This is a genomic window from Lacrimispora sp. BS-2 (assembly GCF_040207125.1).
GTDB lineage: Bacteria > Bacillota > Clostridia > Lachnospirales > Lachnospiraceae > Lacrimispora.
Window position 1 is genome coordinate 2,648,987 of sequence record NZ_CP157940.1, and the last position, 11,647, is coordinate 2,660,633.

The 11,647-nt window shown below is 39.1% G+C and carries 12 protein-coding genes; all 12 read right to left on the reverse strand.

Annotation, left to right across the window (positions count from 1 at the left end; translation table 11 throughout):
- Positions 1–99 precede the first annotated feature (99 nt).
- The 12 genes from ABFV83_RS12515 to ABFV83_RS12570 all read right to left on the reverse strand — a co-directional run bounded on the left by ABFV83_RS12515 (position 100) and on the right by ABFV83_RS12570 (position 11,617).
- A complete protein-coding gene (locus tag ABFV83_RS12515) occupies positions 100–1,359 on the reverse strand; it encodes a PAAR-like protein (RefSeq protein ID WP_349944241.1) in 1,260 nt (419 codons plus the stop codon).
- A 648-nt stretch (positions 1,360–2,007) separates the two neighbouring features.
- Complete coding sequence (locus tag ABFV83_RS12520) at positions 2,008–2,343, reverse strand: hypothetical protein (protein ID WP_349944243.1); 336 nt, start codon at positions 2,341–2,343, stop codon at positions 2,008–2,010.
- Positions 2,344–2,435: 92 nt separating this feature from the next.
- Entirely contained in the window at positions 2,436–3,143 is a 708-nt protein-coding gene (locus tag ABFV83_RS12525) for a DUF4163 domain-containing protein (protein WP_349944244.1), read from the reverse strand.
- Between the two features lie 94 nt (positions 3,144–3,237).
- Positions 3,238–3,498, reverse strand: coding sequence for a hypothetical protein (locus tag ABFV83_RS12530; protein WP_349944245.1), 261 nt, complete (start codon positions 3,496–3,498; stop codon positions 3,238–3,240).
- Between the two features lie 44 nt (positions 3,499–3,542).
- Positions 3,543–4,322 (reverse strand): PAAR-like protein, encoded by a 780-nt coding sequence (locus tag ABFV83_RS12535; protein ID WP_349944247.1) that lies wholly within the window; start codon positions 4,320–4,322, stop codon positions 3,543–3,545.
- Between the two features lie 294 nt (positions 4,323–4,616).
- The gene (locus tag ABFV83_RS12540) at positions 4,617–4,892 is read right to left on the reverse strand and encodes a hypothetical protein (protein ID WP_349944248.1); all 276 of its coding nucleotides are present in this window, start codon (positions 4,890–4,892) and stop codon (positions 4,617–4,619) included.
- A 30-nt stretch (positions 4,893–4,922) separates the two neighbouring features.
- A complete protein-coding gene (locus ABFV83_RS12545; RefSeq protein ID WP_349944250.1) occupies positions 4,923–5,651 on the reverse strand; it encodes a hypothetical protein in 729 nt (242 codons plus the stop codon).
- A gap of 11 nt (positions 5,652–5,662) precedes the next feature.
- Entirely contained in the window at positions 5,663–6,925 is a 1,263-nt protein-coding gene (locus ABFV83_RS12550; RefSeq protein ID WP_349944252.1) for a PAAR-like protein, read from the reverse strand.
- Between the two features lie 504 nt (positions 6,926–7,429).
- The gene (locus tag ABFV83_RS12555; protein ID WP_349944254.1) at positions 7,430–7,942 is read right to left on the reverse strand and encodes a ferritin; all 513 of its coding nucleotides are present in this window, start codon (positions 7,940–7,942) and stop codon (positions 7,430–7,432) included.
- Between the two features lie 333 nt (positions 7,943–8,275).
- Entirely contained in the window at positions 8,276–10,441 is a 2,166-nt protein-coding gene (gene secD / locus ABFV83_RS12560; RefSeq protein WP_349944256.1) for a protein translocase subunit SecD, read from the reverse strand.
- A gap of 38 nt (positions 10,442–10,479) precedes the next feature.
- On the reverse strand, positions 10,480–10,908 hold the full coding sequence (locus tag ABFV83_RS12565; RefSeq protein ID WP_349944258.1) for a hypothetical protein: 429 nt from the start codon (positions 10,906–10,908) through the stop codon (positions 10,480–10,482).
- A 133-nt stretch (positions 10,909–11,041) separates the two neighbouring features.
- Positions 11,042–11,617, reverse strand: a complete 576-nt coding sequence (locus ABFV83_RS12570; RefSeq protein WP_349944259.1) for a MarR family transcriptional regulator — start codon at positions 11,615–11,617, stop codon at positions 11,042–11,044.
- Positions 11,618–11,647: the final 30 nt, after the last annotated feature.

Sequence of the window (11,647 nt, forward strand, 5' to 3'; positions counted from 1 at the left end):
ACAATGGCGCAATCTCATATCTGCACATTATTTTAACAAATCTATGCGTATATACAAGATTTGCGCCATTGGATTTAGATAATAACTCATTCAATCATATTATAGAATTGTTTTTAGCCTTTCATAAAAGTTAGTTCTTTCTTCCAGTCCATTACTACCACCATTTATGACTCTTGTTACTTCCTTTACGGTAGTGCCGTTTTCAATTTTAATGTTTAAGTTCTTATAGTTATCCCAAAACCAACCAGCTGACTCCCATGAATAATGCTCAGCTACATAGCTTGCACCATACAAAACAACATTCTGATCCCCAATGAAATCTGCAAAATCCTGATATGTACTTTTCCATGTTAGCTGCATATACCCAGCACCTCTATATTTTGCGCCATCTCCTTTTGTATTGTGTCCATATTCTGTACGAAAGTCTCTATCCGCAAAATATTCTTCAGCGCTATTTCCGTTATACTTCTCAATCAGCCCAACTTTTGACTCATGGGAAACTTGAGCAAAAAAGTGCCTAGCTTTTTCAACCGAATCGATGTTGTATTTTTTTAGGACTCGGTTTATCTCATCTAAATCTTCAATATTTGCCTTTAGGCTGATACCACCAGTCCCATCTTTATTATAAGGCTGCATCATTAATTCTAGCTGTTGCCTTGTTATTAGATCCCCCGCCCCCTCAACATCAGAAGTTTTGCTTTTGCCGTAACTGGAAGCTTTAGAAGCTCCAATCATACCAGCAACCGCTTGTTTCGGCATACCAGGTATGGCAGCTAATCCAGCTGCGGCCGCCCCCATAGCTGGCGATTCCGCATTACTTCCCGGAGATCCTGACAGCGGGACGGAATGGGGGCTGATTTCTACCTGTGACATATCCCCTGCTTCCGGTTGTCCTGAATCAATGATTTCTATTTCTCCACCATATAAACAATAAACCTTTGCGCCTGCAAGTAAGGGGACTTCCCCATTTACTTCTACAGTATTACCCCCGTTGTCCCATTCTGCTGATATGATTTTAGGGGTGCATATACCGACCACCCGTAATGGAGCATCGGAACTTTCTTTCTGATCCTTTTTTGCAAAAAAATTCATTACGGTATCTGTAAAAGTATTTGGACAATCTTTTTCTACATCCATTTGTATCTTTTGAGCCTCTGCCGCAGTATCCGGATTTTCCATACTGTAACAGCCGCCAAAGCAAATGATATTTTCAGGCTTACAATCATTAACCGTCATCAGTGCCCTGTCCTTTAAAAAAACTCCGTGGCTTTTTTCCAGTACAGTTCTGCTTTTTCTCATACCACAGGTACATGTAGTACATGCTCCATGAACGACATAAGTATCTTTTAAATCTGCCATTTATACTCCCCCTATCTTTTAGGACATTTTTATTATCATAGGAAATAATGCCTTTTCTTCATATTTAAAATAACGAGTTATTGCTCTATCTAGATTTTCGGAAATAATCACCTCTCCATCTTCATTTATAATAAACTTAAATAGCTTTTCGCTTTCACATGAATAGATATCTTTTACTTCTAAGGAGTCCAAATTAATGGATGTTAACGTTTTATGCTTTGAAGAAATTTGATACCCTCCACGTACTCTGCCAGCTGGTCCAGTTTCCAGTCTGTTTTATTGGATCGTTTAATCATCCGGCTTGGATAAATCCTTACTCCCATTTATCCCTCTCTCTTTCTCAAAAACTTTTTCATAATATCGCTTCACTTTTACCCTGTATTCATAAAAATATGCTTAAGTGTTTATACAGTCAAGTAAAGGTCTTGACATAGCTAAATTAATTCAAATTTAATACTGGTTACTTTTCCATCTTTATCTACATAGAATGTTAATATTTTACCGTCATAATGATACGTATATGAATTTCCGTCAACGAAATCATATTTTTCAAGAACATCTGAAACAGAATCCCCCTACGCTAATACCTCTAAAAGTCTTAAACTTTGGAGTCACTAAATTAATAAAAAGTATAGTATTGTTAACTGGTCAAACTGATACAATAAAATTTTCATAAACATAAGTATCATAAACGTGATTCTCGTCAAGATAACTAATACGTGCTATTTTTTCATTTGTAATTAAGTTGTCATAATTACCTTTTAATTCAATAAAGATATCCTTACTCATTACAATAAAATCTTCATCAAATAAAGCGGTAAGAATGTTTTCATCTGCTTTATCTGTAATATTGGAGTATAGGGGCATATTCTCTTTTGTTTGAGTCTGCTCAGCTTTTTCATAAAATACTTGGAAATTATTAATACATCCAGTTGAAACAATGGACAGTATAATAGTAAGTAAAAGAGACTTAGTCTTAATCATTTTAAAATCACCTTCCCACTCACAGCGTCAATAGGAATATACCATAAGCACCAGCAAAAAAGATAATTTGGTAAAGCAGGTGCCTATGGCACCTATTCAGGCTTTACCTTCATATGCTTTTTAAGGTCACTATACTTAATTTCAAATTCAGCATGATCCCCTATTGAATGACTAACAGGAATTGAGATTCCCAACCCATCAGGTGTAAAATAGCTAAATACATCTGATTGATTTCCCGAACCAATATTATCTAATGAATCAGCATCTTTAAGATATCTTAACATATCATTTTTAGAATAATTACTAATGTACTCACCTTGTCCATGCCACAATGCTTCAAAATCCCCATTATATAGCTTATCAACAAAATCTGAATTTATCTCTACTATATCACTTAGTCTTAATTTTGTTCCTTCCTGAATATCAATATTCACAGTGTAAAACAGATTGTTAGGATGTGCCGCATTATCTACATTCCCAGTCCCTGAAAACTGGATGCTAAGAATGCTTTTGTTTGAGAAAGTGATTTGATATCCAATTGCTAATTCAGTAAAACCAAAAGAGTCTGTATAGTAGTTTAATACTTTTAAAGCTTCATTTTTTAATATAGTATTGATCTTTTTTTGATTTTCTTGATCATTAAGTCCAGATATTGAAGGGTACTCGATATTACAAAAAAAATTTTCATTAGTTTCTTCATAATTATTCTTCTTTACCTCATAAATATTGCTCGAATTACAGGCAATAAGGCTAATGGCAATTATTACTATAGCAATGGTAAATATAGGGTTTCTTTTCATGTTATAACTCCTTTTTATAAGCAACTATTACTCTGATATAGCAGAATATAAACATAATATCAAAGTAATAATTGCAAGATATATAAATCCACTATTACCTATTTAATTCACTTATAACTGCATCATAAACAGCAATGCGCTCAACTAATCCATTTGTTCCTCCATTTACTCGCTTACTAACATCTGCTATTGTTGCTCCATTATCAATATATTTGTTCATGCCGTTACTTTTCCACCACCAGCCGGTTGCTTCCCAAGCATAGTTTTCTGCAACATAGAAAATGCCTTGATTATAAATTTCTTCATTTTGCATAGCATCAGAAAATGCTTTGTAGTTACCTCTTCCGGTCAACATAATGTATCCCCCGCCACAGTACCGCCTCAACCCATTCGATATGTCTACAATATCTCCAAATTTCTCTTCGCTTTTATAAGTTCGGTAAAAATAAGTTTTATCTCCGTAGTCATTTTCCATTGTTTTTTTCCAAATTCAGACTCTACACTTATTTGAGCTATAAACTTTGCAATTCTTTCATTATTTACCGACTCATCTGAACTTTGACCTATTATAAATGTTTTTAGTGTATTATCAAGACCTATTATAAATTCATCAGTAAGTTTTTCGCTGCTGAATCCAATCTTCATAAGTAACTGCTTCGATATGATGTTCCCCGTGCCTTCAACATCAATAGTTTTGCTTTTGCCGTAACTGGAAGCTTTAGAAGCTCCAATTATACCAGCAACCGCTTGTTTCGGCATACCAGGTATGGCAGCTAATCCAGCTGCGACCGCCCCCATAGCTGGCGATTCCGCATTACTTCCCGGAGATCCTGACAGAGGGACGGAATGGGGGCTGATTTCTACCTGTGACATATCCCCTGCTTCCGGTTGTCCTGAATCAATGATTTCTATTTCTCCGCCATATAAACAATAAACCTTTGCGCCTGCAAGTAAGGGGACTTCCCCATTTACTTCTACAGTATTACCCCCGTTGTCCCATTTTGCTGATATGATTTTAGGGGTGCATATACCGACCACCCGTAATGGAGCATCGGAACTTTCTTTCTGATCCTTTTTTGCAAAAAAATTCATTACGGTATCTGTAAAAGTATTTGGGCAATCTTTTTCTACATCCATTTGTATCTTTTGAGCCTCTGCTGCAGTATCTGGATTTTCCATACTGTAACAGCCTTTCAAAAACAGTGCTGTGAAATCAAAAGCGATGCTGTTTTAGGTGCTGTAGTTGAAAACATACGGCGGATAAATCCGAGTCTTTAGGGATTGGTCTGTTTCTCAAATACGGCTCTATAAACGATGCTGTAGATAAAATGCCTTAATTCCGACTCATTTTTTTATTGCCTTTGCTGAATGGATTCCTAATCATTTTTTAGGCATACTTAATCCAAAAATAAGACAGATTTATTCTATTTTAAAAAAATTTCAACATATTCCATGCCACAAAAGAAAAAGAATTTATTCTTCTGCGGCCTTATTCTCTATCACAAAAGGACGATATTCCGTCATATTTTTCATCATGCCGTAAACGATATTGACCAACCTGTGCATAATACACACCAAAGCTTGCGATTTCGTTTTACCTTCGCTGATCTTACGCTGAAAATAGACATAAAATATAGGCTGATTTGGCTTGCCCGACTTTGGAACGGTAACCATGCTAACAGCGAGGAAATAAAACAATTCGTGCAATTGGCGGTTGCCTTTGTTGGCTGTTTGAATTCCGGTGCTCAAACCGATGTCGTTGTTGATTCTACTTATACCTCAATTCATATCTATTCTCAAAAAGTCTTTAATTTTAGAATATTCAGCCTCGTAGAGCACATAAGAACCCATTGAGTGTGGAACTGTAATACTAATAATTAATGAGTCATCTGTGAGGAAACTATGAATTTCTGAATTTAATCCTTCATCAGAAATTAAGAGGCTTTCTCGTGAAAGAATACCCGACACATATTCGTTTACAACATTTTCTTCTTCAATTGAATTATATTTACTGTAAAGATGAAAGTTATTAAAAAACAAATTGATGAAATCATCATTAATATCTATGATTTTAGTGAGCTTAATGATATCACCTGATTCAATAGAAAAAGTTGCAGCTGAGATACGAATCAACGGATATGCTTGTGCAGGATGAAACGACTCTGCAACAAAATATAAACTCAATATATCAGATGTAGAATGTGTTATTGTATAGGTCACGTTTACCTCCATTTCATTAAGAGTAGTAAACTGTTCTAGTATTTCTAGCGCTAAAGATTCAATAGAATTATTTATTAATTGCTCAACATCTATATTTTTAAGATTGCTTATTTGTGGATAGCTAATACTAACTTTTTGATTTGTAGCATCAATATTATCTGTATAAACAGTCTCGACTGTGTTGTAGTTGCCAATACCTTGCGAATGTTTCTCCGGACTTTCCGCCGAGCATGAACATAGGCAAGTAAATAAAAAGCTAAAGATAATAACATGTAATGCTCTATTCACGATAACTCCTTTCACTTAAAAATATTTTGTGCAATTCCATAAAAATGGTTTCTTTCATTCCATCCATTAGGTGTTCCCGTATAGCTTGGACCCCCATTGATAACTTGGGATACTTTATAGAAATCTTCGCCTCTATCGATTCTTGTATTAATAATGTTTCCTTGAGCAGTCCAATGCCATCCCGCAGCTTCCCAAGCAAAATTTTTTGCTACATATTCGGCTCCTCCACCTATCGATGTTATTGGATTACTACCGTCTGAACTTAATGCTACAAGTCCTTCTTTTTCCATCTGTTCAGCGAATGGCTTATAATTAAACTTGTAGCCGGTAATTTGTGAATATCCTCCACCACGATAGTCAACACCATCTACAACATATGTATTGCCCACTCCACCTTCAACTAGGGCAGTTTTAGACTCATGGCCGATAGTTGCCATAAACATGGCTATTTTTTCCGGAGTGTTGATTTCGTACTTTTCTAGCATTCTATTCAAGTCTTTTACCATAGTGTCCGTAACAGCATTAGCTTGAAAATGGCCTATTTGAGTAAAAAAATCTTCCAGTTGCAATTTGCTGACTAAATCCCCCGCCCTCTCAACATCAGAAGTTTTGCTTTTGCCGTAATTGGAAGCTTTAGAAGCTCCAATCATACCAGCAACCGCTTGTTTCGGCATACCAGATATGGCAGCTAATCCAGCTGCGGCCGCCCCCATAGCTGCCGATTCCGCATTACTTCCCGGAGATCCTGACAGAGGGACGGAATGGGGGCTGATTTCTACCTGTGACATATCCCCTGCTTCCGGTTGTCCTGAATCAATGATTTCTATTTCTCCGCCATATAAACAATAAACCTTTGCGCCTGCAAGTAAAGGGACTTCCCCATTTACTTCTACAGTATTGCCCCCGTTGTCCCATTCTGCTGATATGATTTTAGGGGTGCATATACCTACCACCCGTAATGGAGCATCGGAACTTTCTTTCTGATCCTTTTTTGCAAAAAAATTCATTACGGTATCTGTAAAAGTATTTGGGCAATCTTTTTCTACATCCATTTGTATCTTTTGAGCCTCTGCCGCAGTGTCCGGATTTTCCATACTGTAACAGCCTCCAAAGCAAATGATATTTTCAGGTTTACAGTCATTAACCGTCATCAGTGCCCTGTCCTTTAAAAAAACTCCGTGGCTTTTTTCCAGTACAGTTCTGCTTTTTCTCATCCCACAGGTACATGTAGTACATGCTCCATGAACGACATAAGTATCTTTTAAATCTGCCATTTGTACTCCCCCCTATCTCTTAAAATATTTTTATTATAATAAAAACATCTCTTAAATCAAGTCCATATGTAAAACTAACGGTTTATATGTAAGTTTTAGCAGAGAAAAGCCTATTATTGGGGGGAGAATTATACATATTAATGCTTTTGTTTATAACACGTAAAAAGTGAAAAGAACCGTTTTCTATGGCTCTGGTTACGAATGTGTATCAAATTGGCATTGCCCCTGGGACAGCCTGCTTTATTCTATGGCCCTGAGCTTATACTCATGTTCTTCCAACGACCAGAGCGAAAGAAATGGATCTAATAGCAAAGGCATTTTAACTATCTATGGAGAGATCCACAAAGGTTCCTTTCTACATTTCAGGACAAAAATAAATAAAGGCATTCCCCGCCATGATACACTGTTTCTATCATGGCAGGGAATGCCCTTCTTCCGCATTATGGTTATAATCTTATGGAGAGCCAAACGGATATTCCCAATCCGCGACCCTGCTGCATTCGGTTAAATTACAAGAGACGCCGGTGTATAGACCCTTGCCGCTAACTCCGTATCCAGCAAATACAATCCCTTTGCATCATTTCCAAATAAGTCATATCTCTTTATAATCTCATCCGTATTTTTTTCCTCTTCATTCTGTTCTTTAACAAACCAGTCGAGAAACTGCATGGTACGGAAATCTTTTAATTCATAAGCGGCTCCGTAAATATCATGAATGGAAGCCGTTACCTTCACCTCATGTTCATAGGCGGTCATAGCCGGCTGGCGGAAATCCGTGTAAACAAAATCAGGAGCTTTAATATCTTCCAGTACAACCTTTTCGCCATTGTTAAGTAAATAATCCATAAAGAGCATGGCATGATCCCGCTCTTCCTGAGTCTGAATCTTAAACCAGTTTGAAAAACCGTTTAAATTACTATCTGCATAATAGTTGGATATGTCCAGATAGATATATGCCGAATACAGTTCAAAATTAATCTGTTTGTTTATTTTCGCAACAATTTCTTTATTTAACAAAACCTTCGCCCTCCTTTTTCTCTGTTTTTTTATTAATCATTTTCTGTCAGACTGTATTGAATGCATCTTTCTCAAAACCGCAGATCAGGCATGTCCAATCGTCCGGACATCCTTTCTTTTGCATTTAACACCTCCATAAAAATGATTTATTATATTCTAACATCTTTTACCATGTTATTCAATGGTGTAATAAGAATATTTTATTTCTGATAACGTCTGACAATAGCCTCAACCCGCAAAAGTTACGATCACCTTCCTAAGAAAAGAGCCGCTGCTTTGCCTCTGATTCTTCAGCGGCAAAGCAGCGGCGTTTAAAGGCTTAAAAAACACTTTTTACTTTTTTTCCTTTTTCTTTTCCCACATAGCCCAGAGCGTACCTGCCACGCAAATGGAGGAGTAGCACCCGGTCAGGATACCAAAGAACATTGGAAGTGAGAATTCCAAAATAGAGCCGATCTGGAAGTAAACCGAAGCTCCCAGAATAATAAGCACACAGATTCCCGTAGTACAGGACGTATTAATGGATCTTCCAAGGGTCTGGGAGGTACTGATATTTACCAGCTCATCCACCGGCATCTTGGAGTCCTTCTTTCTGTTCTCACGGATCCGGTCATAGATAACAATGGTATCATTGATGGAATAACCGATAATCGTAAGAACTACCGCCACAAAGGCATCATTTAACGGAATCTGGAACAGCACAAATGCAAAGAACACCACAATCACATCATGGACCAGTGCGACCATTGCAGTAACTCCTGCCGAAAGGCCGGATATAGTTGAAAAACGGATCCAGACATAGACTACAATGAAAAGCAGGGACAGTACAATGGCAACCACTGCATTCTTTAACGCCTTTGCTCCGATATAAGGTTCAACCACATAAGTCTCCGACAGCTTTGCATCTACCTTGTCAGAGGTACTGTTGATGGCATCTGTTAAATCCTTCTGATCTTCCGGAGACATACCCGCATTTCCTGCAAGGGTGACGGAAAGCCTTTTAAGCCCGGTCATGTTATCTTCCTTGATCTGAACCGTAACCGGACGGTTTGTCTGCTTTTCAATAGCAGCCTGAATCTTACCTGTATCCGCCTCGTCTGATACGGAATAGCTTAACACTGCCCCTCCGGTAAACTGGGTATCCAGCTTAACTCCGAAAACAAAGCAGCCAACAATTCCGGAAAGGAAAATCAGTCCGGAGATGATTCCAAAAATATGTTTCTTCTGATAGAATGGTATGATTTTTTTATCTTTTCTGATCCGGAACCATTTCTCATCGCGCCATGGATCATACTGGACAAGAGATAATAAAAGCTGCTTGGAAACAGAAACGCCCACCAAAAGGTTGACGATCATACCGATCAATAAGGTATAACCAAAGCTGAGCATGGTACCTGAACCTAAAAACATCAGGATCACTGCAACAATGGCTGTAGTAACATTTCCGTCTAAAACAGAGGAAAAAGCATTTTTATATCCGGTGAGTACCGCGCCTTTCACGGAAATACCCTTTTTCAGCTCGTCCGATATACGTTCTGAAATAATAATATTCGTATCCACCGCCATACCTATGGTCAGGATAATACCGGCGATACCCGGAAGAGTCAGTGTATACTGTGGAATAGAGACGGCAAGCATCTGAAGAACCGTCTGCAGGACCAGGGTGACACATGCAACAGCGCCTGGCAGCTTGTAAAATACCAGCATAAACAGACAGATTACTAAAAACGCAGCCATTCCCGCATACACCATAATCCCCAAAGCATTGTTTCCAAGGGAAGGGCTTATGGTGGAGAAATTGGTGGTCTTAAGAGAGAATGGAAGAGAACCTGCATTGATCTTCTCAGCCAGGTTCTTTGCATCATCATAATCCTCCATTCCTGTAATAACTGCCTGACCGCCTGATATCTTGGTCTGTACTGTGGGGCTTGATATCAGATCCTGATCCATGTAAATGCTCATCCGCTTTCCGATCAGCTTTCCAGTCGCTTCTTCAAACAGCCTGGAACCTTCTGCGTTAAAGCTAAGAGCTACCTGATAGCTTTTGATTCCGTTGTTATTTGCGGTCTCAGGTGCTGCACTCTGCACGTCTTTTCCCTGAATCAGCACATTTCCATCCGGATCCCGGAACGTAAGCTCAGCCATTTCTCCTAATTCTGCAATGGCCTCTTCCGGGTTAAAATTGGTCTCCCCGGACTTCCATGGGAAACGAACGATAATATATCCTCCGTTTTTATCCACGGTCACCTCGCGGTCAACGATATTCTGGTTATCCATACGGGTCTCAATGACCTGTCTGGCTGTCTCAAGCTCCTTTTCTGATGGGCTGCGGTCAAGCCCCTGGGGTTCAAATACTGCCTCAACGCCTCCGCGGATGTCGATGCCGTAGCGCATTTCACGTACGCCCTTAATACTGCTTCCGGCCCCAAATGCCCCAACATAAATGAGAGCTGCAATTACCACTAAAATTGCAGCAAGCATTTTCTTTCCTGGTTTCATAGGTAATCCTCTTTTCTTGTTAATATTTTAATTATTTTTTAAATTCCTGCCCTTACTCCTTTCTCACCATCCGAATCATGGATGTACCTGATCAGATACTTTCTGCCGGCATACCCCTCCTTCATCATCATGATTCGTTCCGACCATAAAATAAGCGGGACAAGCAGGAAAAGCTCCCTGACCGCCAGATACTTTAACGGCAAGATTCCGGCCATGAACCTGCTCCAGGTATCAACCAGGGTTTCATCCCCGGCTTCTTCCTCCAAAGCCCCCGGAAATCCGGCGACTGCATCATTCTTTCTCCAATGGGCATATCCCTTTGGCAGGGCTTGTGTTAAAACCAAACATGCCCGGACCGGATTCCAGTCCATGCCCAGCACATTTAATTCTCCAAAAAGCAATGCAATGCAACAAAATAATGCCAGTATCCAGCTGACAGACCTGGTTTTCTTTACCTGAAATCTCAATGGTAATCCTCCTGCGGCAGCCGCATCATAAAAAATATAATAATCGGATGATATCCTGTTGCATTGTACTACAATTTTTCCCGAAACACAACCCTGGCATTATGGAAAACGCTATATTCGCGGAGCAGTTCGTTCACTTCAGGATTTTTTTCAGGATATATTCAAGAAAACTTTTTTCTTCCTCAGTAAGCGGGGAAAAAACAAAGTCATTCCCTCTCTTCCAGTCCCTCATATGTTCTTTGGCTGCCTCCAGCCCCTTACCAGTCAAAAAGACCTTTTTTGCTTTTCCTTCATCCTGTTTCCGGCTGACCCAGCCCTTTTTCTCCAGCTTATGCAAAGCCTCTTCCAGTTCCCTGAAATGCAGCCCGGAATTTTCCTTAAGTTCCTTTTGTGTCAGGCCGCCTTTTTCTGCCAATGCTGCCATGATATAAAGCCTGACCGCTTTTCCGCCCTGCTTTCCTGCTTTCCGGTCCGGTTGCAAACGGCAGCCGGTCTGGCAAAGGCGCAGCAGCCTGATTTCAGACTGGATATTAATCCAATCGTCTGTTTCCGGTACTGTGACCGGTTCCTTTTTTTCTTCTTTTCCCCTCTTTTCTTTTTTTATCTTCTTCTCCGCCAATGCTTTTCCCTTTCCGCAATGGGGATCTTTTAAAGAACAATGTCTTTTACAGTATGGGCAGTGTTCTTTTGCAAGTATCTCATTTTTCATTCCTGCTCCTTCATATGTGCATTCTTACAG

Coding starts and splice junctions, on each gene's coding strand:
- ABFV83_RS12525 (WP_349944244.1), bottom strand. CDS start 3,143: ATGAAAAGAAACCCTATATTTACCATTGCTATAGTAATAATTGCCATT.
- ABFV83_RS12520 (WP_349944243.1), bottom strand. CDS start 2,343: ATGATTAAGACTAAGTCTCTTTTACTTACTATTATACTGTCCATTGTT.
- ABFV83_RS12535 (WP_349944247.1), bottom strand. CDS start 4,322: ATGGAAAATCCAGATACTGCAGCAGAGGCTCAAAAGATACAAATGGAT.
- ABFV83_RS12550 (WP_349944252.1), bottom strand. CDS start 6,925: ATGGCAGATTTAAAAGATACTTATGTCGTTCATGGAGCATGTACTACA.
- secD (WP_349944256.1), bottom strand. CDS start 10,441: ATGAAACCAGGAAAGAAAATGCTTGCTGCAATTTTAGTGGTAATTGCA.
- ABFV83_RS12530 (WP_349944245.1), bottom strand. CDS start 3,498: ATGTTGACCGGAAGAGGTAACTACAAAGCATTTTCTGATGCTATGCAA.
- ABFV83_RS12570 (WP_349944259.1), bottom strand. CDS start 11,617: ATGAAAAATGAGATACTTGCAAAAGAACACTGCCCATACTGTAAAAGA.
- ABFV83_RS12515 (WP_349944241.1), bottom strand. CDS start 1,359: ATGGCAGATTTAAAAGATACTTATGTCGTTCATGGAGCATGTACTACA.